The sequence below is a fragment of the Polyangiaceae bacterium genome (assembly GCA_016715885.1).
Classification (GTDB): domain Bacteria; phylum Myxococcota_A; class Polyangia; order Polyangiales; family Polyangiaceae; genus Polyangium.
In genome coordinates this window covers 186,908-210,321 of sequence record JADJXL010000023.1, presented here as the reverse complement: position 1 = coordinate 210,321, position 23,414 = coordinate 186,908, and the positions used below count along the sequence as shown (strand labels likewise).

The 23,414-nt window shown below is 60.4% G+C and carries 19 protein-coding genes and 1 tRNA gene; 11 read left to right on the top strand and 9 right to left on the bottom strand.

Going from position 1 to position 23,414, the window contains the following annotated elements:
- Positions 1-60: 60 nt before the first annotated feature.
- Together IPM54_34290 and IPM54_34285 are read left to right on the top strand one after the other, a co-directional pair.
- On the top strand, positions 61-648 hold the full coding sequence (locus tag IPM54_34290) for a hypothetical protein (protein MBK9264840.1): 588 nt from the start codon (positions 61-63) through the stop codon (positions 646-648).
- A gap of 238 nt (positions 649-886) precedes the next feature.
- Entirely contained in the window at positions 887-3,211 is a 2,325-nt protein-coding gene (locus IPM54_34285) for a lamin tail domain-containing protein (GenBank protein MBK9264839.1), read from the top strand.
- 3 nt (positions 3,212-3,214) lie between these two features.
- Here the strand turns inward: IPM54_34285 and IPM54_34280 are convergent, their stop codons facing one another.
- The 3 genes from IPM54_34280 to IPM54_34270 all read right to left on the bottom strand — a co-directional run bounded on the left by IPM54_34280 (position 3,215) and on the right by IPM54_34270 (position 8,395).
- A complete protein-coding gene (locus tag IPM54_34280; GenBank protein MBK9264838.1) occupies positions 3,215-4,942 on the bottom strand; it encodes an AAA family ATPase in 1,728 nt (575 codons plus the stop codon).
- A gap of 57 nt (positions 4,943-4,999) precedes the next feature.
- Entirely contained in the window at positions 5,000-7,294 is a 2,295-nt protein-coding gene (locus IPM54_34275; protein ID MBK9264837.1) for a transglycosylase SLT domain-containing protein, read from the bottom strand.
- 63 nt (positions 7,295-7,357) lie between these two features.
- Entirely contained in the window at positions 7,358-8,395 is a 1,038-nt protein-coding gene (locus IPM54_34270; GenBank protein ID MBK9264836.1) for a hypothetical protein, read from the bottom strand.
- Between the two features lie 138 nt (positions 8,396-8,533).
- Here IPM54_34270 and IPM54_34265 point away from each other — a divergent pair, with 138 nt between their 5' ends.
- The 3 genes from IPM54_34265 to IPM54_34255 all read left to right on the top strand — a co-directional run bounded on the left by IPM54_34265 (position 8,534) and on the right by IPM54_34255 (position 10,491).
- Positions 8,534-9,175: a hypothetical protein gene (locus tag IPM54_34265; GenBank protein MBK9264835.1), complete on the top strand. Its 642-nt coding sequence runs from the start codon at positions 8,534-8,536 to the stop codon at positions 9,173-9,175.
- Positions 9,176-9,251: 76 nt separating this feature from the next.
- On the top strand, positions 9,252-10,343 hold the full coding sequence (locus IPM54_34260) for a histone deacetylase (GenBank protein ID MBK9264834.1): 1,092 nt from the start codon (positions 9,252-9,254) through the stop codon (positions 10,341-10,343).
- A gap of 75 nt (positions 10,344-10,418) precedes the next feature.
- Positions 10,419-10,491: transfer RNA gene (locus IPM54_34255), tRNA-His, on the top strand.
- Here the strand turns inward: IPM54_34255 and IPM54_34250 are convergent.
- Both IPM54_34250 and IPM54_34245 read right to left on the bottom strand, forming a co-directional pair.
- On the bottom strand, positions 10,492-10,995 hold the full coding sequence (locus IPM54_34250; GenBank protein MBK9264833.1) for an acyl-CoA thioesterase: 504 nt from the start codon (positions 10,993-10,995) through the stop codon (positions 10,492-10,494). It abuts the tRNA gene before it with no gap.
- Between the two features lie 48 nt (positions 10,996-11,043).
- On the bottom strand, positions 11,044-13,704 hold the full coding sequence (locus IPM54_34245) for a tetratricopeptide repeat protein (GenBank protein ID MBK9264832.1): 2,661 nt from the start codon (positions 13,702-13,704) through the stop codon (positions 11,044-11,046).
- Positions 13,705-13,989: 285 nt separating this feature from the next.
- Here IPM54_34245 and IPM54_34240 point away from each other — a divergent pair, with 285 nt between their 5' ends.
- The 4 genes from IPM54_34240 (at position 13,990) to IPM54_34225 (ending at position 16,158) form a co-directional block, all read left to right on the top strand.
- The gene (locus tag IPM54_34240) at positions 13,990-14,271 is read left to right on the top strand and encodes a type II toxin-antitoxin system mRNA interferase toxin, RelE/StbE family (protein ID MBK9264831.1); all 282 of its coding nucleotides are present in this window, start codon (positions 13,990-13,992) and stop codon (positions 14,269-14,271) included.
- On the top strand, positions 14,261-14,584 hold the full coding sequence (locus IPM54_34235; GenBank protein MBK9264830.1) for a helix-turn-helix transcriptional regulator: 324 nt from the start codon (positions 14,261-14,263) through the stop codon (positions 14,582-14,584). Before IPM54_34240 ends, IPM54_34235 begins: the two co-directional genes overlap by 11 nt.
- An 8-nt stretch (positions 14,585-14,592) precedes the next feature.
- Positions 14,593-14,805 (top strand): type II toxin-antitoxin system HicB family antitoxin, encoded by a 213-nt coding sequence (locus tag IPM54_34230; GenBank protein ID MBK9264829.1) that lies wholly within the window; start codon positions 14,593-14,595, stop codon positions 14,803-14,805.
- Between the two features lie 102 nt (positions 14,806-14,907).
- Positions 14,908-16,158: an FG-GAP repeat protein gene (locus IPM54_34225; protein ID MBK9264828.1), complete on the top strand. Its 1,251-nt coding sequence runs from the start codon at positions 14,908-14,910 to the stop codon at positions 16,156-16,158.
- On the opposite strand, the gene IPM54_34220 is transcribed toward IPM54_34225, so the two are convergent.
- Complete coding sequence (locus IPM54_34220) at positions 16,150-17,439, bottom strand: DUF1704 domain-containing protein (GenBank protein ID MBK9264827.1); 1,290 nt, start codon at positions 17,437-17,439, stop codon at positions 16,150-16,152. The two genes, IPM54_34225 and IPM54_34220, sit on opposite strands and share 9 nt — an antisense overlap.
- A gap of 86 nt (positions 17,440-17,525) precedes the next feature.
- Between IPM54_34220 and IPM54_34215 the strand changes: the two genes are divergently transcribed.
- Positions 17,526-18,617, top strand: a complete 1,092-nt coding sequence (locus IPM54_34215; protein MBK9264826.1) for a hypothetical protein — start codon at positions 17,526-17,528, stop codon at positions 18,615-18,617.
- Position 18,618: 1 nt separating this feature from the next.
- On the opposite strand, the gene IPM54_34210 is transcribed toward IPM54_34215, so the two are convergent.
- The 3 genes from IPM54_34210 to IPM54_34200 are packed head-to-tail and all read right to left on the bottom strand — an operon-like array spanning position 18,619 to position 22,151.
- Positions 18,619-20,034: a hypothetical protein gene (locus IPM54_34210; GenBank protein MBK9264825.1), complete on the bottom strand. Its 1,416-nt coding sequence runs from the start codon at positions 20,032-20,034 to the stop codon at positions 18,619-18,621.
- Positions 20,031-21,488: a ferritin-like domain-containing protein gene (locus tag IPM54_34205; GenBank protein ID MBK9264824.1), complete on the bottom strand. Its 1,458-nt coding sequence runs from the start codon at positions 21,486-21,488 to the stop codon at positions 20,031-20,033. The genes IPM54_34210 and IPM54_34205 overlap by 4 nt, the downstream gene beginning before the upstream one ends.
- A gap of 33 nt (positions 21,489-21,521) precedes the next feature.
- The gene (locus tag IPM54_34200; GenBank protein MBK9264823.1) at positions 21,522-22,151 is read right to left on the bottom strand and encodes an SRPBCC family protein; all 630 of its coding nucleotides are present in this window, start codon (positions 22,149-22,151) and stop codon (positions 21,522-21,524) included.
- Positions 22,152-22,282: 131 nt separating this feature from the next.
- Here IPM54_34200 and IPM54_34195 point away from each other — a divergent pair, with 131 nt between their 5' ends.
- Positions 22,283-23,374, top strand: a complete 1,092-nt coding sequence (locus IPM54_34195) for a hypothetical protein (GenBank protein ID MBK9264822.1) — start codon at positions 22,283-22,285, stop codon at positions 23,372-23,374.
- Positions 23,375-23,414 lie beyond the last annotated feature (40 nt).

Here is a 23,414-nt window from a genome sequence, read left to right as displayed (position 1 = left end):
TAACGGCGCCCGCCTTCTACAATTGGGGTGGATCGACTCTTGGTGAGAGGAGCCAGCGTCATGAAACGTCTTTGCTTGGTTTTCGCGATGCCCGTGTTTGCTGCGGCGATTGCAGCCGGTTGCGTACCTGTCGTGAGGGACGGAGGTGGTGGTGACACCGCGTGTGTCGTCGATGGTGTCGAGTACGCCGTAGGGGACCCCGTGCCGTCGCAAGATGGATGCAATTCGTGCAGTTGCGCCGAAGACGGCCAGGTCATGTGCACGGCGATCGGGTGCGTATCGACGTGCGATTACAACGGACAAACCCACATGCAAGGCGACACGTTCCCGTCGACCGACGGTTGCAACACGTGCGAGTGTTTGCCTGACGGAACGGTCGCTTGCACGGAGAAAGCGTGCGTTGCCCAATGTGAGCACAACGGACAAACCTACCTTCCCGGCGATTCATTTCCCGCGGGTGACGGCTGCAACACGTGCAGTTGCTTGGAGGATGGCTCGGTCGCGTGCACGGATGCTGCATGCGTCACGTGCACGTACATGGGAGTGGTTTATCAACCGGGTCAGTCCTTCCCCGCGGGTGATGGGTGCAACACGTGCACCTGCGCGCCGGATGGAACCGTTGGATGCACGAAAATTGCGTGTCCGTGAGGTTTGGCGGCGCAGAACACGCCGCGCGTTCGATCGCTCGCACATTTTCGTGACGAGCTCGTGACGACGCGGCGTCTCCACCCCAAGCCGCTTCGCCCCGGCAAAACGCCGTGGTAGGTCCAAACGGCGGATCAGCGTCGCGGTCATCGCGACGCGGGCCCTCGCATTCGAGGGGAATTTCATCTAGTTTGACGTCAAACCAAACCGGCCGGGCGTCGGTTCGATCAAGGAGTTTGCCATGAAGCTTCGTTCACTTGGAATCGCAGGGCTCTTGAGTGCACTGGGAATGACGGTGATTGGTTGCGGCGACGAGCCCACGGTGCAGGGGACGACTGGTTCGTCGAGCTCCTCGTCGAGCAGCGGTGAGGCTGGTAGTGGCGGCAATGGCGGCACCGCGGGCGCTGGAGGCACGGCGGGCGCCGGAGGCACAGCGGGTGCGGGCGGCATGGCGGGCGCGGGCGGCGCTGGTGGAATGGCCGGTGCCGGCGGCATGGCGGGCGGAGGCGGCTCCGGCGGCAGCATGGTCCCCGTCGAGCTTTGCTCCAATGACCTCGATGACGACGGTGACGGCAACGTCGATTGCAAGGACCCGAAATGCGCAATGCAGGCCATATGCGGCAAGCTGATCATCAATGAAGTCGATTACGATCAAACCGATGTCGACACGACCGAATTCATCGAGCTCTACAATGCTGGAATGACCGACATCACGCTCGACGGGCTCGAGGTCGTACTCATCAATGGTAATGGCGGCACGTCGGTGGAATATGAAACGATTCCACTTTCGGGGACGGTCACCGCGGGTCAATACTTCGTGCTCGCAGCGGCCGGCGTCATGAACATCGATCCGGGTGCTGCCACGCAAACGCTCACCGTCGCCGTCCAAAATGGCGGCACGCCGGCAACCCCCTCACCCGATGCCATTTTGCTACGCGACACGGTGAACTCCCTGGGCCTCGATGCCATATGTTACGAATGCCCACCGACCGGAATGCCGGCGTACAACTTCAATGGTGTCGATTATCCGCTTTACGTCGGCACGCCGTCTTCGGTTACGGATGCGGCGACTCCCGCCACGCCAAACCGTTCAATCATTCGTTTCCCGAATGGAGCATACACGGGTGATGACAGCATCGATTGGCGAGCGACGACGATTCTAACGCCTGGAGCCGCCAATCAGGTCGCCACCGAAGTTTGCGTCGACGGCATGATGCTCGACGAAGACGCCGACGAACTTGCCGATTGCGCCGATCCCGATTGCGTTGCATTCCCGGCGTGTATTCCGCCGGAAATCTGTGACAACGGCATGGACGAAGATTTCGACATGATGGCCGATTGCGCCGATTCCGATTGCGACATGCAAGCCTGCGGCCCGAATGGCCTCGTGTGCAGCATGAACATGTGCGCCTGCCCCGGCGGCGCGATGGAAATGGCCTGCGACGACATGATGGACAACGATTGCGACGCCTTGATCGATTGCAACGATCCGGATTGCACGGGCACACCCGCATGCAGCGTCGAAATCTGCGACAACGGCCTCGACGAAGACGGCGACATGATGACCGATTGCGCCGATTCCGATTGCGACATGCAAGCCTGCGGCACCAATGGGCTCGTCTGCAATATGAACATGTGCGCCTGTCCGAGCGGCATGACCACGGAAGCGATGTGCAACGACATGCTCGACGAAGATTGCGACGGCATGACCGATTGCATGGATTCGGACTGCGCTTTGGATCCGGCGTGCTTCAAGCTGGAAGTGACGATGGTCGATTATCCCGTGATTGCGCATGGCGGAGCGCTCGTCGTCACCGGTAGCGGTTTCATGGGCGCGACAGGCGTCACGATTGGCGGGACAAACGCCATGTTCACCGTCGACAGCGATACGCAAATCACGATCGCATCCGTCGACGATGCCACGCCGCTCGCCATGCAGGACCTCGTCGTGATGACGCCCAATGGCAATACGATGCCGTTTGGCGTGACCGTCGTTCGGCTACAAATCAGCGAATCGGACTCCGACACGGAGAACGTGAACAATGCGGACGCCTTCGAGTTCATCGAGATCAGCACCGGCGTGCCCAACGTGAACCTGCAAGGTTACACGGTGGTCCTTTGGAACGGCAACGGCGACGTGTCATATCGCGCGATGCACTTGAACGTGAATGCGGATGCAAATGGTTTGATCCTTCTGGGCAATACGTCCGTCGTGCCGACGCCCATCATTACCTTCCCCAACAACACGCATCAAAATGGTGCCGATGCGATAGCCATTCACCAAGCGGATCCGACGGCATATCCAGCCAACACGACGCTCGCGAACGGCGCAAACCGCATCATCGACGCGCTCGTATACGACACCGCGGACGCCGACGACGTGGGATTGCTCGACGCGCTTCTCTGGCCAGCGGGCGACCCGCGGCGCGTGCAGGTCGACGAAACGCCGCATTCTGCAAACATGTCGCGATCGATTCAGCGCTGCAATGATGGTCGTCGAGATGGGCGGCTATTCGTCACGGAAGTGCCGACGCCTGGCGTGGTGAATACCGTCACGTGTCCGTGATGGCTACTTCTTCTTCTGCGCCTTTTTCTTGTCCCCCGCGTCGCTCGACTTGACCCACACGCGTTTGCCGTCGAAAGCCACGGCAAACGCGTGCACCTCCGAAACGCCCGCCGCCCACAAATCCGCCGCATAACCTTTCGTGCGGATCTGCGCCAAACCTTCACGCAATGCCGCCGCCGGCGTCTTTTTGCCCTTGCGCGCTAACTTCAGCTCGAGCAGCGCACCCGGTTTTCCCGCCAAACGCGGACGAATCGTCACGTCCGGACGTCCGGAACCCGATTCCCGATTCGAGCGGACGATGTAGTCCGGCTCGAGCGACGCGAGCAGGCCCAGGACAAACCCTTGGTAGACGCGCTCGGGATCGACTTTGGCAATGTCGTAATAGGACAAAATATTTTGCACGAAGAGTTGCAGTTGACTTTCGAAGGTTTCGTCGTCACCCGAAAGAAGTGCGCGTGAGAGTTTTCCAACGTCGCCACCTTGCGCGCCGAGGCGCGACTTCAGCCATCGATGAAACGTCGTCGAATACACCTGACGCACTTCGCGGTTGGGAATCGACAATCGATACACGATCCGCCCAACCGCCGGATCGTAGGGCAATGGATCTGCCTTGAGGTACCCCGAAAACACAAGGAGGCTCCACAGCGCGTCGTCATTCGAGCGTATTTCGCTCAGTATCACGTTGTCATCGAGAAACGTCTCGATGCTGCGTCCCTCGAGCAAGGTTTCGAATACATTTTCCAGCTTGAGTGCATAAACGTCCAAAAGCTCGTACACCAAATCATTGGAGCTCGTACCAAGCCAATACGCTTGTGGAACAGTGTCTTCATCTTCGAGATAAGAGAGAACCGACCATGGATTATAAATGACTTCGCCACCAAAAAGGTAACCATTGTACCACGCTCGAACATCACTGAGTCTGTCTGCACGACCGGCACGTTCGAGTAGCGATACCACTTCATCGTCGGTGAAACCGAATGACGTATTGAATTCCCTGCCAAGCAAAGAATAAACGGCAACGTTGTTCAGCCCGGAGAATAGGTTTTCCTTGGCCACACGCAGAATGCCAGTAACGACCGCCTTGTGCAAATGCACGTTGCTCTTGAGCGCCGCGCCAAGAAACGATCGCATGAATTCGATAATCTTGGAGCCGTACCCATGTACGTGTCCTGCGTGAATGGGCTCGTCATACTCATCGATCAGAATGAACACTGACTCGCCGTGATGCACATGAAGACAAGCCGACAAGTCCAAGAGAGCGCGCTCGTACAACGTGGGTTCCGCGGTACCTTCGAGCACGGCGCGAAAGTCCCGACGTTGAAGCTCGCTCAATCGTTCGCTGGTCTGCAAATAACCGAAACCATCGAATAACAGTTGGATTTTTTTCCGAATTGCCGCATACACTCTGTCGAATGTATCGAGTTTACATTCTTTGAAATTGAAATAAATGACCGGATACTTCTGAAAATGCGCTCGATATTCATCGCCAGCTTGCCAAATGGACAAATCCTGAAACAGATGCGACAAATTTTCGTCCGCCTTTTCAAACCAATACCGGAGCATCGACAAGTTCATCGACTTCCCGAACCGGCGCGGACGCGGTAGCAAAATCACCTCCACCCCAGTCCGATCGATGATCTGCCGGATCAAGTCCGACTTGTCGACGTACTCGAGCCCAGCCTCACGAACCTTGCGAAAATCATCGATGCCGATGGGGATACGCAGAACCATGGCGACAAACTACCAGGCCGCTCGGAAAAACGCAAGACGTTGAAAATTCCGCGCCGCTCAATACGCGTCCGCAGGCACTTCCACGCCGAGGGGCACTTCGAGTGGCAATGGCGTCACCGCGTCGTCGCCCCCCGAAAGCCATTGATACCGCGCCAAGTTGCCCATCACACGCGCCACGTAATTGCGCGTTTCATCATAAGGAATCCGCGCGACCCACAAATCCACGTCCGCATCGACGCCACGCTTGATCCATTGACCAACCGCCTTCGGTCCCGCATTGTACGAAGCCACCGCGAGCACGTGGTTTTTCTGGAACATACCAATGAGTTTTCCAATATAATACGTGCCCAAAAGCAAATTCACGTGCGGACTCTTCAGCTTCGACCCGTCGAATTCCCGCTGCAATTCCGCCGCCGCTTTCTCCGCCGTGCCTGGCATGAGCTGCATCAGGCCCACCGCATGCACCGGCGAAAGCGCCTCCTGATCGAACGCGCTCTCCTGACGCATCAATGCATGCACGAGACCACTTGGCACACCGTGCGTCGCTTCGAGCTTGGTGACTTCTTCGGAATACGGACGCGGATACAAACATTCCCACGCCCACCTATCGGCGTCACTCGGCGCTCGCATGAGCTGCGACAAACCGACCTGCGCAATGCCCACGCGATAACGACGCCGCGCATGCGCGAGCTTGCCATAAAGACCGCACAATGCCTCGCCTTCACGGCCCGCAAATCGCGCCGACGCATCCTTCTCGAATGCCAATAGCCGCGGCTCGGCGTCCGCATCGAGCCCCAAAGACACCAAAAACCGAGGCACGTCGGGCAATTCCACCGTAAGCGGCTCGGGCAATCGCGGCGTCGACCGTTCAATGAGCGCCGGCACGGGCGCCCCGACCGCGCCGAGCCGTCCACGGGCCGCAAGTGCGCCAAATGACAAGGGAAATGCGCGAGCGACGTCGGTCCATATTCGCACCGCGCCATCTCGATCCCCAGCTCGAAACGCCGCCACGCCTTCCAATTCATGCAATCGTTGAGCTTCGTCGGGCTTTCTTTCCCTGGCGGCCATGTCGGCCAATTTCTTACGCGCAATCGCAGGCTGCGTGGACGAAAGCAACGAAAGCGCCTGATCGTATTCTGCGTCGGAGCGGAAAACCCCTTTGGGGAACATGGCCAAGTACCGCGTATAAAGCGGCGCTGCTTCGGCATAACGACCACGCAAAAGCGTATACCGCGCGGCCTGAAAAAGAGCTCGTTCGGCCCAGGGGTTTTTCTTGTACCGCGCCGATACGTCGAGCCACCGCTTGATCGCCGCGTCGGCATTCCCTCCACGCGCCAGCGCCGTCGCTGCCTGATAAAGAGCTTCAGGCTTGTGCGCGCCAGGCACCGCCGAAAGCGCTCGATAGGCTTTCTCCGCGCCCGCGTAATCCCGCGCGCGCAAACGCAATTCGGCTCGCGCCTGCTGCACGTCGAGCGCTTTCACGGTCTTCTCTTTGTCGAGCTCGTCCAATATGGCGACGGCTGCGTGGCCTTTGCCCACGCGAATCAGCGCCTTGGCGCGTTCGAGCTTTTCTTTCGGCCCGAGCGGTTTGCCCAGGCGCGAAAGCGCGGCAATTCCCACATCGCCCTCGGGCTGCCCCGCTGCATCGATGGCAAGCGCCCGAAAATCGGCAATCGCTGCACTCGCCGCCCCCATGGCCTCCGTGATCCGCGCCCGCGCCGCCCGTAACCGAGCTTCGTCCCGCTTCGCTTTTGCTTTGCCCTTCGATGCAGCAGCAATCGCCCGATCCGCAATCACCTTGGCTTCTGCGAGCTGCCCCGCCTTTTCGAGTGAAATGACAGCACGATACAGATCGGATGGATGCGACGAAGTTCGAAAAAATGCCGCCGCCTCGGCATAGGGACCCGCAATCGACGCCGCTTCGGCCCTTCGCCGCACGATATCGTCTGCCAATATCGGCAAGTCTTTGTCGAGCCCCGTGAAATACTCGACCGCTTTCGCCGCATCACCTCGCTCGAATGCAACGCGCCCGCGCACATAACGAATGTCCGGACGATTGCGCTCGGATTCGGGCAGCGCATCGAGAAGCGTTTGCGCCTCGTCCCACCGCTCGATTCGAATGGCTTCCATCCATTCGGCGCGCGTCGTTTCCTGCGCCGGCGGCAAGCTCGCGGAAGCCGAAAGCGCCGCAGACACGGACGTTGCGGGAACCGTGGCAACGGACGCGGCAGGAGCCACTTCGGGCGCGCGAGCGTCCACGGACGAGGGCAAACTGCGGGCGGATCGGTCCGCGCAGGCGCTCGCGACGAGCGTCAATCCTCCACATAGTCCAATCGCAACGGCTTTGCGCACCAGTGTCTCCAAGAGAGTGCTAGCAGGCGAAGGACCTGGGTCGCAAGTTCGTGGCGACCAAAGTCAAGCGATTGGCGCCCCCGCGGCAAACTGCCCCAGTACGTAGCGATCCTCGTCCGCCAAGAATTCCGACAGCTCGTCCACCGAGCCCGCTTTGGCCGGTGGGACGCCCAAACGCAGCGCCGCGGCGCGCGCAACCGCCGCGACGACCGGATTCGGGCGATTGGCAAGACGAACCAGCGCCAAACCCAGGTCTTTCGCGTCGAGGAGCGCTGCAACGAGCGCCGCGAGCGGCCTTGGATCCGCCACGCCCGGCACGTCGCCGTCGAGCGATCGACCGAGAATCCCAAGCGTTTCCGGGCCCATGGACGATCCGGTTCGCCTGTACCCAGCAGGCGGAAGAGCCAGCTCGGCCGCTCCGTGGTTCGTCGAGCACAAGTCATGCGCCCTTCGCACGAGCTCGGCCGCTATGGGAGCAAATTCGCCATCACCCAGCGGCTCGTGCCCGTCGAGGTCGCTGCTGAGGGGCCGTGATGCTTCGTGCGCATAAGCTTCGACATTGGCCATGAGCGTTTCGAGGCCCACGGCACCGTATGCGTATCCCGAAAATGCCTCGCGTTCGGTGCGTACCGTCACGACGCTGGATACGATCGACGGCGTGCCACCTTGGAGCGTGTGTTTGACGGCGACCTCGATTTTGCGAACGGCAGGCCATCGCAAAATGCGCGGCTCGCTCCCGTGATCGACGATGACGCCCCACGGAACGATGGCCATGTGGACTTCGCGAGCTTCCACGGGTGCTTTGAGGCGCAACAATTGACGGGTGATTCCAACGGCGCACGTCGCCCCCGCAAGGGCAGCAAGTCCAATGGGGAGCACACCCGAGGTGATCGACCAAAGTGCCGCATCCGGTCCAAGCGCCAGGCCAATGCTGGAAACGCCCACGCTGCCCGCTGCAATCGTGAGCATGTTGAAGTTCGGGCCCGGGACGAGTCCGACATAACGAACGTCAGGCGCGGGCGCGTAGTGCGGCAAGACGTATTCATCGTAGGCCGAACAGACCGCAGGCGGAAGCCCCCGACCTCGACGCCAACGTGCCATCGCGCATGAACGTGCGTTTGCGCCTCGGACATGCGCGCTCGAAAGGCGATGATACGCTCGGGCCGTCATCAACGCCTCCTTACGTCGATGAGCTTCCCAAGGCTTGGTTTGTCCAAGCAACAGGAGAGAGAATACGACATGAATCAACGTACACTGGTATTGCTTTGCGCGGCGTTTTCGAGCGTCGCGTTCGTAGCGTGCGGCGACACCGAAGAGCAGCCGACGACGTCGACCAGCTCGAGCAGCAGCTCGTCGGGGTCGTCATCGAGCAGCAGTGGAATGGGCGGCGAGGGCGGAATCGCCGGGGGCGGCGGAATGGGTGGCGCCGGTGGAACGGCTGGTGCTGGGGGAACGGGCGGCGCTGGCGAAGCGGGCGGTGCGGGTGGAATGGGTGGCGCTGGTGGAATGGGCGGCGCTGGTGGGTCAGGCGGAAGTGGTGGGGGCGCAATGCTGATCAACGGCTGCGATCAATCGACCGCGGAAGACTTCACGGGCATGGCGACGCCGACGGTGCAATTCGTGGGTTTGTCTTACTCGCCGGCATGTATGCGCGTCAAAGCGGGCGCGACGGTGACGTTCGAGGGCAATTTCGCCTCGCATCCGCTCGAAGGAGGAACCGTGACGGACGGCATTCCCATGTCGGACCCGAATAGTCCGATAACCAAAACGAACACGGGAATGAGCGCCTCGTTCAAGCTGAGCAATGAAGGCGTGGTGCCCTATTACTGTACCTTCCACGCGGCCTCGGGCATGAAGGGCGCCATTTTCGTCGAGCCGTAAGGCTTTCTTTGCGAAAGGCCACGTTCGGACGCTACCATCCGCTTCGCCCGAGCATCTACATGGCCACGCAAAACACATGAGCGTAACGAATAGCGCCCCGCCGCTCCTCGTCGTCGACGACAAGCTCTTCGACGAGCACCGCCCGCGGGGCTACCACCCCGAGCGCCCCGAGCGCCTCAATGCCGCACGCAGCGCGCTCGATCGTTGCGCCTCCGAAGGGCTGCAAACCAAGCTCATCACGAGCCGCGATGCAACGGACGAACAGCTCGCACGCGTCCACGACATCGCCTACATCGAGTCGCTCGCTCCGCTTGCCGGTCACTACGCATCGCTCGATCCCGATACGTACTTGGCGCCGCACTCCGTCGCGGCTGCTCGACGCGCGGCGGGTGCGTCGATCGACCTGGTCGACGCGCTGCTCGCAAGCAACTCGAACGCAGCCGATGGCGCAGCGCGCCATCCCGTGGCGGGACTGGCCCTGTTGCGACCACCTGGGCATCACGCGACGCGAAGCCGCGGCATGGGGTTTTGCCTCTTCAACAACGTCGCCGTCGCCGCGGCGCACGCCCTGACGAAAGGGCTTTCACGCGTGGCGATCATCGATTGGGACGTTCACCACGGCAACGGCACGCAAGACATCTTCTGGTCGGATCCGCGCGTGCTCTACATGTCGCTGCATCAATTTCCGTTCTACCCGGGCACGGGTTCGCTGCAGGAGACCGGTGGCGCAGATGCTCCAGGGCACTCGGTGAACGTGCCGCTCTCCGCAGGCGCGGGCGACGCCGTCTACACCGAAGCGTTTCGCCGCGTCGTCACGCCGGTGCTCGACGAGTTTGCCCCGGAACTGGTGCTGATCTCGGCCGGCTTCGACGCGCACAGGCGTGATCCGCTCGCCGAGATGTGCGTGACCGACGAGGGGTACGCGATCATGGCGACCGCTGTAACGCAGATCGCGCTCCGCCATGCCCAGGGACGCATCGGGTTTTTCCTCGAAGGTGGCTACGACCTGACGGCTTTGTCGAGCTCGCTGGCCTCCGTGCTGCTCGCATCGATGGCGACGGCATCCGCCGATGCGCCCGCGCCGTCGCACGCTCCGATGTCATTTCGGCACGAAGACGAGCTGACTCGAGCGCGCAAGGCCGCTGCTGCTCACTGGCATGGCGTTTGATGTGCGAGACTGTTGCACATCGACACAATCCGTGTATGCTTCGCCCGCCGTTCTACCCGAAAGGGTGACGTCACGGTGGGTATAGCTCAGTTGGTAGAGCACTGGATTGTGGCTCCAGTTGTCGCGGGTTCAAGCCCCGTTACTCACCCTAAGTTGAACGCTTTCGCCGAGACAAACGCTGCGTTCGCCGCTCCATCGCTTCGGCGCAAAGCAGGCGCTCCTCTTCCGTCTCCGTAACGAGCGGCGGGACGAGCGCTGGTTTCCTTTGACCACCAACGTTCTCGATCGCGACGAACGTCACGAACGCGCGAGCACAAGGCCACCGTCGACCACTCTGCGCATCCTCGCCCTGTACGTCGACGAGGATCTCCACGGACGTACGAAACGCGGCCGTCATCTTCGCGTGCAAGAGCACGACCTGCCCCACCGCAATCGGCGCTTGAAACGACACGTCGTCGAACTCCGCCGTCACCGCGAGCCGCCCGGCATGTCGCTGCGCACAGATCGCTGCACACAGATCGATCCACGCAAGAATTTGCCCACCAAACACCGTCCCAAGCGCGTTTGCGTGCGTGGGCAGCACGTACTCGGTCATGGTCGTGATCGATTCGCTTACGCGACGCGGAGCAAGCGTGGTGGGTGACGTCGACATGCGCCGGACCTATCACGATCGCTCTCGCGCAGAAAACGGCTCGTGAAATCAGTTGGGCGGTGGCGGCGTTTCGGACTTGCTGGAACTGGTTCGTTCGAGACGACCGAAGATCTGATCGGCGCGAGACTCCATCGCCGTCGCTTCCCGCTGCGCTTGCTCGTCCTTGGCCAGCTCGGGGTTTCGCTGGAGAAACCGCGCGTACGTCTTGAACGTTCTTGCGAGCTCCACTTCGTTGCCGCTTTGCTCGAAGATCGCCACGGCTCGATCGAAGTACTCGCGCGCGCTCGTCGTGTGCGCGCTGCCCCAACCACCGGCCGCCGTGATTTCTCCAAGCGTCCGGAGCGCTGCGGCGAGATGCACCTTGCTGCGCACCGACGCGAACAAGTCGACCGCGCGCCCAATGCACTCGCGTGCTTTGTCGAGGTCGCTCTGCATCAAGTACGCCTTCCCGAGCGCTCTGAGCGTCTCGGCAAGCTTCAATCGATCACCAAGCTCGTCACACAGCCCCTCGGCACGCATGAGCACGCCGATGGCCTTTTCCGGCTCACCGCTGCGGTAGTGCGTCGTGCCGATGTTCGTCAGCACGAGCGCGATCTTGTTTCGATCGCCAATCTGCTGTGCAACGTCGAGCGCTTCTTCGAACAGCGTGAGCGCCTTTTGGTAGTTGCGGCGTTCCTCCGCAATCGTACCGAGATTGTTCAACGTCGTAACGACTCCGACGAGGTCCCCCACGTCGCGACGAAGTTGCAACGATTGCTCGAATGCATCGAGCGCATCGCGAAACTGACCGGAGTCTTGCAGCGCGAGACCCAGGTTGTTGAGCGACAGCGCGATCGAGCGACGGTCTCCAAGCTTCCTGCGACGCGCAAGCCCATCGCGAAACATCTGCAGCGCCTGCACGTATTCGCCCTTGAGCCACGCGATTTTCCCAACGTCGTCGATGGTCGATGCCACGCCACGCTCGTCACCCGACGCCTCGAAGAGCGCAAGCGCCGTCGTCAAGTGTCGCTCGCCTTCGTCGAGCACACCCATCTCGCGGAACAGACGCCCGATGCGATTGTGCGCAGCTCCGCCCTTGGGCTTCATGTCGAGGCGATACGCAAGCGTGAGCATCCCGCGAAACGCAGCCATCGCATCGTCGACGTAACCCATCGACTGAAGCACGTCGCCATACGCGTGAAGCGCATCGATGCGCGCACCATCGTGCGTGTCCCCAAGCAGCTCGAGGCCGCGCTGGTAGTACTCGCATGCTCGACCGTTGGCGTACCTGCGCCGCGCAACACGCGCCGCTTCGAGGTACGCGAGACCCGCTTGAATCGCTTCACCAGCTTGCTCGCGATGACGCGCAAGCGCCGCGATGCGCTCCTCGTTCGTACGCACGCCTGGCTGATGCTCCATCCAGTCGGCGATGACGCCGTTGTACCGCATGCGCATCTCCGACGTGATGCCCGCAGTGATCGCATCCCGCTCCTCGCTGCGCATCCATGCGTACTCGACCGAGCCTGGAAAGATCGTCCCCGCGCGTCGTTCGATCCACGCGTACTTGGACAAACCACCGAGGAGCCGCTCGATCCTCGCGACATCCTCCGACACTTCGTCCACCCACAAGTCGGGCGCTTCCATGCCCATGCGTGCAAGCGCGACGAGCGCTCCGCTCCAGAACGTTCCACCCATTGATGCCGCATGTTCGAGCACCGTGCGTTCTTCATCGTCGAGCGACGCGATGCGCGCTGCGATCGCGTCTTCGACCGTCGCAGGCAGGTGCGCTTTGTCGAGCTTGTCGGCGTGCAGGACAAACTCCGTCGTGCCGTCCAGCCCAGCGACTTCTTCGATGACACCTTCCGCTTTGTAGATGTCGATCATCTGCGCGATGAGCCCCGGATTCCCGCGCGCAAATGCACACGCCGTCGACACGACCGCCGCCGGAGCTTCCGCACTTCCCGCGTAACGCGCGATCATCGACTGAGCCACGCGCTGCGCATCTCGATCACCTAGCGTCCCGAGCTCCAGCACCGTGTGTCTGCGTTCGCCAACTCGTCCCCAGTCTTCGTGCCAATCGACGAGACCATCGCGACCGCTGCACAAAACGAGGATTTGTCCCGTGAGGTACTCGAGCAAGTACCGAAGCAAGGACATCGCGTCTTCATGCGCTTCGTGCAGGTCTTCGAAGACGAGCACGAGCGGGCTCTTGTGCGCATCGGCTTCGAAAAACGACTTCAACACGGCGCGCCGCGCAAGCTCCACTTCGTGCGGATCGTCGCTCATGGCGCGCGTGAGAGGACTCTCGTCCTCGGGCAAACCCAAGAGTTGTCCCAGGAACGTCACGGCATCGCTGACGCGGTGCGGTTCGAGGACGGCTGCGACTTCGCGTTTCAGCGCGGCGCGGCACAGGTCTGGATCCATGCCGCGTTCGAGGTTGAAGCGGGAACGGAAGAGGCGTGCGAAGAGGGAGAACGAGACGGCGGCGTTGCGAGCGCTTCCCGAGAAAACGCGCGGTTTGGTTGGGTCTCGAGCAAGCGCATCGACGAACTCTGTAATGAGCCGGGTTTTCCCGATGCCTGCGGGACCAACGAGGGTGACGATGCGCGTTTCGTTGCGATCGGACGTAGCGCGGAGAGCATCGGCGAGCACGTCGAGCTCACGTTCTCGGCCGACGAGTGGGCAGGAGGGCTCGCGTGGCGCAAGAGTTTCGGCGTTGTCGGTATCCATCGCGCCTTGTTGGCAAAACTCCTTCGTGGGAGCGCAGGTTATAGCGTTGTTCGCCCAGGTGCAAAGTGAGCCGATCGGTTTGGAGAAGAAATCTCGCGTGCGCCCAGATGAACCTCGAGCCGCACGGTGGCCAGCTCACGCGGGGGACGGGGCGGAGGGGAAGCTCGCGGGAGGGTTTGGAAGGTAAAACGTGGGGAGGGGTTTGGATGGTTTTATTCGATCGCGTCAACGATGGACGTATGACCCTTGCTTGTCGTGTTCACCTGTTCGGAGTACAGTGCTGGGGTGATTCGGCTGGTCGTCATCTCGAAGCTTGCGCAAAAGCAGCTCCGAAAGGTCCCGGACCACGTGGCACTCAAGCTTGCGGCGTGGGTGGAAGCCGTCGAGCACGATGGTCTCGAGGAAGTCCGCAAGATCCCCGGATTCCACGACGAGCCACTCCGCGGACAACGCAAAGGGCAGCGGTCGATTCGTCTCAGCAAAGCATACCGCGCCATTTACGAAATTCGCGCAAATGGCATGATTGATTTTGTCAGCGTCGAGGAGGTGAACAAACATGACTACTAGGCGTAAAACTGGCAAATCATCCGCGACTCGGTTTCTGGAAGATCTTGCCGGTCGTCCGCTCACGTTTGGAAGCCTCGTGGAAGCCATTCGAGCTGGGGAAGGACTGACACAAGCGGAGTTTGCCAGACAGCTCGGGATGTCGCGCTCGCACTTGTGCGATATCGAAAAGGGGCGCAAGGCGGTGAGTTTGACGCGAGCGGCGCAATTGGCCAAGACGCTCGGATATAGCGAAAAGCAATTCGTCCGTCTTGCATTGCAGAAGCTTGTCGATGAGGCTGGTTTGAAGCTGGTGGTGAAAGTGGAAGCGGCGTGACCGTAACCATGCGATACGCAATCGTCATCGAGAAAGCCGGCAACAACTTTTCCGCGTACGTTCCCGACCTTCCAGGCTGCATTGCCACGGGTGCGACCATCGAAGAAGTGGAGCGTGAAATTCGCGAAGCGATCGAATTTCACATCGAGGGCATGCGTGAGGACGGTATTGAACCGCCCGAACCCGTGAGCCGAGTCGACTACGTCGAAGTCGCGGCGTGACGGTCGTCGTAGACGAATTGAATCCCAGGAAGCAGCGAAATCCAGTGATGCGGTGCACGCTCTGTGTTATCGTCCGAGGCATCTACGAAGGAACGGCCCCTCATGACGTGCATCGGACGATCGTTTTGCCTTGGTCTTGGATTCATCGCGCTTTCGGCGCTCGCCGGTTGTGGGGAAGAACCAACGCCTGTGCCGGCGGCTCGCGAGCTGAAAATCGTTGCGAACGACGGTGCAGCCCAAGATTCGTTCGGTGCTTCGGTCGCCATTTCGGGTGATACGGCCGTCGTGGGAGCGGTTTTCGACGACGATCTGGGAATGGATTCGGGTTCGGCCTATGTTTTCGTGCGCGCCGACGATGGCTCGTGGTCTCAGCAAGCAAAATTGGTGGCACCCGATGGTCAAGAAGGAGATTGGTTCGGCATTGCCGTTGCCATATCGGACGATACGGTCATCGTTGGAGCGGCCAATGCTGTAGAAAACGGCGTCGCAACGGGCGCCGCGCATGTATTTTTGCGAAATGGCGAAGATTGGCAACACGAAGCGAAACTGGTCCCGAGCGCAGGCGCTGCGGACGATCAATTCGGTTTTGCCGTGGCGCTCGCGGGAGACGTGGCGCTCGTCGGGACGCCTGCCGACGATGACGTCGCGATGGATGCGGGCGCCGCATATGCTTTCAAACGCGCGGGAGGCTCGTGGACCGAACAAGCCAAGCTCGTGCCCATGCCCGGAGGCGCCGCCGGGTATTTCGGTGCGGCGGTGGCCCTATCGAATTCGACGGCGCTCGTAGGTGCATGGGACGATGGTTCGGGCAAAGGTAATGGCATAGCATTCGTATTCGCAACCGATGGCATGAGTTGGACACCGCAAGCAACGCTTTCGGCAACCGATGGCGCGAATGGCGATACATTCGGTTATTCGGTCGCATTGTCCGGAGATACGGCGCTCGTTGGAGCCATCGGAAGCGACGCTGCGGGTGCGGACTCCGGTGCGGCGTACGTATTCATTCGCAATGGGAGCGAATGGTCGCAAGACGTGAAGCTTTTGCCAAGCGATGGAACCGCGGGAGATGCATTCGGTTCGTCGGTGTCCATTTGGGATGATCTGGCAACGATTGGCGCGTATTGGGACGACGACCGCGGTGATTTTTCCGGGTCCGCCTATGCGTATGCCCAAAAGAACGGCGTATGGGTCGAGCAAGCGAAACACGCTCCACCCGATGGCATTGCCGGTCATAAATTCGGTTGCGCCGCGGCGCTCGATGGCGACCTCGCCGTCGTTGGAGCCTACGGCGACGACGACAAAGGCACCGAATCGGGCTCGGTCTACGTATTTTCCGTCGTCGAATCACCGTGAAGGCGGCTTGACGGATTCGGCAACACGTATCAGCTCGCGATAATGCGCTTCGACTGGCGCCATGTCGATGCCCGCCAAAAACGAAGTGAACGCAAAATATGGCAAAAGCGTTCGCCAATGTTCGAGCCATCCGGGCAAAAACGTGGGCCTCTCCAAAAGCCCCATGACCCGCAATTGCGCCAGCGCCGCGATATCGTCCAGGTGAATGCGGCCGCAAACGAGCAGCTCGAGCTCGTCACGAAAACCGCCGCGCGTCACGGCTGCCAAAAATGTATACACTTCGAGCAGGCCCGCCAAATAACACGCGTCCTTGGTAAACGGCGCACCTCCTTGAACGAGCCCACCGCGGCAAATGCGCTGAGCATCGAAATAGGCGTCTCGTTTCGACGCACCTCGTTCCAAAAGATAGCGGTACAAATCGAGGAAACTGGCGCCTTGTTCGGCCATATCGACGAGCTTTACGCGCAAGGCCAATCGTTCGATGCGGTCAATCGAGAGCGCGCGATTGTAGAGCTCGGCAAACATCGCGAGCCCTTCTTGCGTGCGCGTCGCGCGTGGACCACCCGATCGCAAAAACGTTGCATTGCGTTGCTTGGCCCCATTGTGCGCCGTGAGCGCATGCGTTTCGATTTCGTGATGATAGAGCCCCTCGGCTTCCCACAAGGCGAACGTTGCATCGGGGCGAATGCGCACGCGGCTCATTCCCGCAACGACTTTTGCCGTGATGTCATCGTCGAGCACGACGTCGACCGACATGAATGGCTTGCGATCTTTGATTCGTCCCGACAATCTTTCTTGCAATTTTTTTGCTGAAATCGGCTGAGTTTCCGGGTCGGAGGCGACGTCCCAACCGTAGGTCTTGAGCCGCGCAAAGAGATGATCGGCCAGGTCGATGTTGCGCAGCGGGTATCCATAAAAAGATGATCGCGCGCCGCCGTAGATTTCGCGCGACAATTGGTAAAATTGACGTGTTCCCACGGACAGCATCAGCCGATTGCCATCGATGTACGATTTCACCGTCGACCGTAGCCAAGCCATGATGGGTTCGTCGTCGCCGCCCAACGTTTTTTCTATGGCCGCGAGACGCGAAATGCGCTCCTCGATCCCATCGCGGTCGACGGAATACGTGATCTTCGGCAGTTGATCCTCGCCTCGATCAAAAAATTCTTCTTCGACCCGGCGAGGCCAGGCAATCTCGGCAAGGAGTTTGCCGCCTTTTTTGGCATTGAGGGCCCGATCGACCCGTGAAAGCAGCTCTTCTAGTGACTGGTCGGACGGCATGGCCGAAGGGTAGCGGATTCGGAGCTGAATTTCATCCCATGACTTCTCCTTCCCTCCCCTCGCGCAAATGCGCTACCATCACCCTCGTGTCCGACCCGACCGCTCCGCGACCGACCTACGATCCCAACGAGCTTCGGCGCTGCATTGCCCTCTGTTTCAGCGTCAAAGACCTGCGATCCCTCGCAGAAGACCTCGGCGCCACCGGCATCGGCTCGTGGGATCGCGGCATCCAAGACGCCTCGCGGGACGTCGTGCGCCACTTCGAACGGCTCGGAACGCTCGACCAGCTCGTCGCCAAACTTGCCGAAGCGCGTCCGCTGATGGAGTGGCCCGCACCGCTCGCGAATGCACCAGCCCCGGCAGCAGCCGAGACAAACCCGGCCGAGACAAACACATCCGAATTTGCACCCAAAGCGGAAGTGCCTCCGCCCGCCGAAGTTGCACCGAAACCCGCTGCACCTCCACCAGCAGGTCCCGAACCAGTCATTCGGGATCCATTCGCGCCGGCATGGCCGGGCACGGCTGCTTCGTCAACGACATCTGCAAACCGACTCGAAGGACGCAAACTGGCGCCGATGCTCGCCGGAGCAATGGTTCTCCTCACGATCATTGCGATTGGCATCTTTTTGGCGGTTCGCGTCGGCAAGGATCCCGAACCTGCGGCATCGGAAGTCGTCGCCGGTCGCCCATTACGCACGACGGGTCCCGCTCGCATGGCCGCCGATGCCATGAAGCGAAGCCTCGAAAGCCTCGCGCGCGGTTGCGACCTGCAATTGCCACCCGGCGCGAACGTCGACGTGTCGCTTTTTTCCGCAGCCTATGCACAATGCGGAACGCGCGCAGGCATTGCATTTCCGCCGCCGGGGTTGCGCATCGACAAGCCGTCGGACGCGACCGCCGAGCCACCGGATGCCCAGCCGAACGCGCCCGCACCGGCTCTTCCATCGCCACAACAAACCAATCCAGGCCGCGACGCCCAACCGCGTCCCGCGCCTGCTCCTGCGCCTGACAAAGCCGTCCCATCGGATGCTTGCGTGCAAAAATGCGCCGCAACGAAACGTCAATGCAATCGTGGTTGCGGGGCCGAGCCGACGTCGAGCTCCGAATACGATCGCTGGCAAGCCTGCCAAACGCAGTGTTTGTCCGCGGCATCGAAATGCCAGCTCGCGTGTCAGTGATTCACGGCTGCGGCAGAATGAGCGACGTCGAAATCGGCAGCGCGTGATGCCTGGGCGTCGGCGCGAATTCCGTGACCGCGATCCACGGTGCTCCCACGTTCTTTTCGAGCCACGCCACGCACGATCGAGAATGCTCGTCGGCATATTGAAATTTTATCGAATAATCGGCACATAGGCGAGATGCGGCTTTGGCGCGTTGCATGACGGGTTCCAATACAGACGACATTTGGTCGAGGTACATCCGCTTGATTTCCGTGCCCGGAACTGTCGTCCCGGGGAGCGGGGCGTTCGATTGCCACTCTTTCGGAACCGGCGCACGACGAAAATCGGACGCAAATGTCGACCAAAGGAGTCCAACGCGCGATGCAGACGCAATCACCCAGCGAGGTGGCGGAGCTGGTTGAATTTGTAGAATTTTTTGATATTCGAGCTCCGCTGCTTCAACCGCAAAACGTTTCTTTTTCATCCATTCGGAGACGCGCGTCGATATGAATTTGACGACGCTGTCTTTGTTGCCAGGTCCCGCATATTCCGGAAAACGTATCGCATCCGCTTCGGCTCGCTCTTTTTCAGCAAAGTAAAACATGGCTTCGCCAACCGCCGTCAGCACCTTCCCAAGCCGCCGCAGTCGTTCGTCTTCCGTCCCGCCGAGCGCATCGAGCTGCTTTATCGCGTTTTCAGGGCGCTGCCACACCGCCAGCACAACCTTGAATTCCGCATCCGCTTCGGCCACCATACCGCCTCGTGCATGGAGGCGCCCGAGCAGCGCATGCGTCAACGCGCGCGTTTCGATGGTGCCGCGCGAATCGACGACCGACATCTGTTTTTCGAGCAGCGTCACGGCGTCTTTGAACCGGCCCTTTTCCCAATGGTCCGTTCCAAGCGCCAAGATGAACTTGGCAAGCTCGGCCGGGCGCTTTGCGCCATAGTTTTTTGAGAACAACCGATAATCTTCCAATGCGCGATCGGGCTCGCCGAGCGCCAATCGCATGACGAATGCATCCATGAGCGCTTCCGGAGCTTCTTCGCTTTTGGCAAACCTGCGCACCGCCGTTTCCATTAGTTGCGCAGCCTCCGCATAGTCCGTCAACAAATGATGATTGCGCGCCAGCGCAAACGCGGCCGCTCGACCATAATCGGTGTAATCAAGGTGCCATTGCGGATCGAGGATCATGCGTCGAATGGCCATTGCCTTGTCGAGGCGCCCGGCCTTTACATAAGCCGCCGCGGCCCTGTCCAGCGCATGTCCCGCGGCCGCACAACCTCGCTCGTTGTCTTTGCACGCCTCGCGTCCGCGTTCTTCCCACGTCTGCATGTACGCTTCGGCCTCCTTTTCAGCGGGATTTTCAGCCCACGCTGCGGAACCACCAGCCAGAAGCGTCAGTGCAAGAGCGGAAAAACTCGCGAATCGTTTCATGCGGCATCCAATAGCTCGAACGATATACCGAGCGCCCGTGCGCAAGGCGCAACGACCGAAGACACCACCTGCCTTCGCAAAGTTCCCAAGCTCTTGCCGGAGAGAATACCAAACTCCTCGGCATGGTGCAAAACGGGCGCATCCGCTGCGTAAACGGCGCACGCGCTTGCAAACGCATTCGTCGCCGCCGCACGCGCGGGCTCGCCGAACGTTTCGAGGGCCCATTTCAGGGTGCGCCAAGCGAGCGTCGCGTGACGTTCTTCATCCTCTGCAATGGTAAACAATGCCGCCGCGAGATCAGGCAACGCGGCCCTCTCAGCAGCCTCGCGCCCTTCCGCTGCGCCGAGCGTTTCACCCACACAACCTTCCGCCACGAGCGCCGCGACAAATGCGTCGATGCCGACATCGATGTTCGCAATGGCGGCCGGAAGCTTGTCCGGACCCATGTTTTCCTTGCCAAACAGCGACGCCAATGCATAACTCGTGCGAGCGTGTTCGATTTCGTCGAGCGCTGCGTGATGAGCATCCTGAACGAGCTCGGCCGGAGCTCCAAGCGCGAGTAGTTGCAATGAAAAACGCGCAAAGCTCGCCACGGACGCATGCTCCATGGCGGCCATCGCCGCATAATGGTTCGTCGCAGCACTACGAGTCTCCGCGTCTACCGCATTCACGTCGAACTCGAGCCGAGCCAGCCAATCGCTTCGTAATGCTGGCCGAGCGGCTCGCGCGGATCCGTCCACCACGAGCGGTCTGCCAATGACGCAAGAACGCCCGGCACACTCCCATTTCGCATCCGATTCGGAGCGGGCAACCACACATTGCCCTCCTCGCTCCGCGCAATCATTGTCGGATTTGCAAGTGTCGGACTTCGAGCGGCAAACGAGCGACGCGCGCGCGGAACAACCGTTGTGGTACACGGACAAACCACACTGCTTGCTTTCGCAATCGGAATCGACGTAGCAGGACGCCGGTGCACATACCGAATGTCCCTGGCCCACGCGACCGAGTCCTTTGCAAACGCAGGCTTCTCCGGCGCCGCAATCGGAATCCTTGGCACAAGAATACCGGCAGCCGCAATAATTGCCAATTTGACCAACTCCGCTCACGCATTTGCCGAAAGGATGTTCCTTGCAATCAGCGTCCGTTTTGCACATCTGATGCCCTTCGGTGCCTTTGCACGCAGGCAATTCGATCGTGGGATCGCATGATACGACGGTCGCTCGATGAATGCTTCCGTTCGATTCGGTCACCCAGCCCGTCTTGGCAGAAATCACCGGAATGCCGGGGTCACCGGAATCGTGCGGATCCGTTGCCGGAGCCGAAGAAGAACCCGGCGTTATGGTGACGACGGGCCCCGCTTCGCTCGAAGAGGACGATGGTTGTGACGCACCGGCACAACTGGTGAGGCCAAGGGCGACGAGGATCGACATGCGCAGGGAGTCTCGGGGGTCCACGAGGCGCAGCATAGCACGACCGCGAGCAAATGATCATTCGGATGTGCGCGATGTGCGACGATTCTCGACATAGGCGCGAAGGCGAGCAGGGGTCTCGAGCGCGTAGCCGCGAATTTTTTCCTGGAAAAGCAACTTCATGATGCCGAATTCGAGGTGCAGAAGGGCTCCGTAGGTGAGCAAAGTTTTCCCGCCCGGCAGGGGATCGAGCCTGAAAAAACCCCAGCAATCGTCGATGTCATGGGGACGGGATGGATCAAGCCAAAATCGAACGAGCGACGGTGTTTCGCGCCGCGCACGAACCGAATATTCGCCGGAAATCTTTTTACCGCCTTGTCGCAACGTGATGATGAAGTCGTCACCTTCACGCGCTGCGAGTCGAGCTTCTTGGGTGAGCGCAAAGATGTGCAGATACGACGACGGGGTGAGAAGTACGTCGATGATTTCGGCCGGTGGGGCGGCAATGATCACGTACCCAAGGCCGCCAATGTAATCGCCCCGCGGCAAATCGACCTCGAACGTCCGCTTGACGACTTCACCGCGAGCCAGCCTTTTTTCCTCGTCAACCGAAAGTTTTTCTGCATGCGCCTCATGCGGGAGCGAAACGCCTGCGAGCACGCTCGCAAGCGTGCAGAGCAGCATTCGGCGAGAGACCGCGCGAGCCATGCGTGACAAGTTAAATCGCCTTACAAATGGGTACAAGGCCATCATGCGAATGTTTGTCCCCGTGCCAGCTCCGGCCTGAATTTGCTCGACAATCGTAGGGCGGTGCAGCTATCCTCGAACGAGTTACGAGTATGCCGACGATCGAGCTTTTGCGTCATGGCCGTGAGATGGGCAGCCGGTTGTCCGATGATTTGGTTGGAGCACAAAGGGTGTGCATCGCGGTGTCCCGTGCCGAATCGAGCGTGCTCGCGGTCATCGATTTGCTGGGCTTCGTCAAGCGTGGCGGTGAGCTCTTGCTGCTCGCGGGCACCGATGGTTACGGCACGGAGACCGCGCTTTTGCGACTTTTCGATGGCCATCCGGGAGCTCGATGCCGAATTCACCATACGTGGTTGGGTGCGGGATTTCAGCCGTGCCTTTATGTGGTCGACAAACCCAACGGGCGCGTGGTGTACGTCGGCTCGTCGAATTTGACGGCCGAAGCACTGAAACACGACGTCGCGGTGAACGTGCGAATCGAAGGCGACCCTACTGAACAGGAGCTCGAACGGCCCATGCGCCTCTTCGAGGAGTTTTTCTGGTCCGAACTATCGCTGCCGATGGCGGAAGCGTTCCTCGACGAATACGAAGCTCTTCGTGCGACGCATCGAGCGGCGGTCGAGAAATGGCCCGACAAACCTGCCGAGGAGAAGCTCGCGTGGGCGGTGTCGCGCAGGCTCGGCGAACATCGCGGGCGCACGGCCGCAGGCCGGCACTTGCTCGTGGTCACACCAAAAAATTATGCCATTTGTTTGGCGACGAAAAGTTTTGGAAGGCGGCGTCAAGCCGAGCTCGAACGATATGCCAAAGGAGATCCATTTTTCTTTCATGTGACTGGAAGGGGCCGAGGTCTGCGGGCGATGGGCATGTTCGTGGGCGAGGCGTATCGGGACGAATCGGACATTTTTCGAGCGATGGATGGCGGGGCTCAATTGTTCCGTAAAAAGTTCGTCATTTTCGGAGAGCTCGAGAAAGAAATGGGAACGCGAGCGATCTTGGAATCGCTGCGCAAGGGTGCTCCGAAGAATTGGTTCAACGGGTTTGTCCAAGATAGCCATCGCCTCTCGATGACCGACTTCGAAGCCCTGCGCACGGCATTTTGGCGCGCGCTCGGGAAAGCCCGCGGCATGGAATCGCCGGCCGAGACTTCTGCGCGACAGAGCACGCCGTTTGCCTTCACATGAACATGGTTTGACCGGCAATCCTCGAACGCTCGAATTCCAA

What these genes read in the sequence shown, in the direction of transcription:
- IPM54_34285 (MBK9264839.1), top strand. Translation starts at nt 887, where the DNA reads ATGAAGCTTCGTTCACTTGGAATCGCAGGGCTCTTGAGTGCACTGGGA.
- IPM54_34250 (MBK9264833.1), bottom strand. Translation starts at nt 10,995, where the DNA reads ATGTCGACGTCACCCACCACGCTTGCTCCGCGTCGCGTAAGCGAATCG.
- IPM54_34290 (MBK9264840.1), top strand. Translation starts at nt 61, where the DNA reads ATGAAACGTCTTTGCTTGGTTTTCGCGATGCCCGTGTTTGCTGCGGCG.
- IPM54_34230 (MBK9264829.1), top strand. Translation starts at nt 14,593, where the DNA reads ATGCGATACGCAATCGTCATCGAGAAAGCCGGCAACAACTTTTCCGCG.
- IPM54_34235 (MBK9264830.1), top strand. Translation starts at nt 14,261, where the DNA reads ATGACTACTAGGCGTAAAACTGGCAAATCATCCGCGACTCGGTTTCTG.
- IPM54_34210 (MBK9264825.1), bottom strand. Translation starts at nt 20,034, where the DNA reads ATGAAACGATTCGCGAGTTTTTCCGCTCTTGCACTGACGCTTCTGGCT.
- IPM54_34245 (MBK9264832.1), bottom strand. Translation starts at nt 13,704, where the DNA reads ATGGATACCGACAACGCCGAAACTCTTGCGCCACGCGAGCCCTCCTGC.
- IPM54_34200 (MBK9264823.1), bottom strand. Translation starts at nt 22,151, where the DNA reads ATGGCTCGCGCGGTCTCTCGCCGAATGCTGCTCTGCACGCTTGCGAGC.
- IPM54_34225 (MBK9264828.1), top strand. Translation starts at nt 14,908, where the DNA reads ATGACGTGCATCGGACGATCGTTTTGCCTTGGTCTTGGATTCATCGCG.
- IPM54_34220 (MBK9264827.1), bottom strand. Translation starts at nt 17,439, where the DNA reads ATGCCGTCCGACCAGTCACTAGAAGAGCTGCTTTCACGGGTCGATCGG.
- IPM54_34195 (MBK9264822.1), top strand. Translation starts at nt 22,283, where the DNA reads ATGCCGACGATCGAGCTTTTGCGTCATGGCCGTGAGATGGGCAGCCGG.
- IPM54_34270 (MBK9264836.1), bottom strand. Translation starts at nt 8,395, where the DNA reads ATGGCACGTTGGCGTCGAGGTCGGGGGCTTCCGCCTGCGGTCTGTTCG.
- IPM54_34280 (MBK9264838.1), bottom strand. Translation starts at nt 4,942, where the DNA reads ATGGTTCTGCGTATCCCCATCGGCATCGATGATTTTCGCAAGGTTCGT.
- IPM54_34260 (MBK9264834.1), top strand. Translation starts at nt 9,252, where the DNA reads ATGAGCGTAACGAATAGCGCCCCGCCGCTCCTCGTCGTCGACGACAAG.
- IPM54_34265 (MBK9264835.1), top strand. Translation starts at nt 8,534, where the DNA reads ATGAATCAACGTACACTGGTATTGCTTTGCGCGGCGTTTTCGAGCGTC.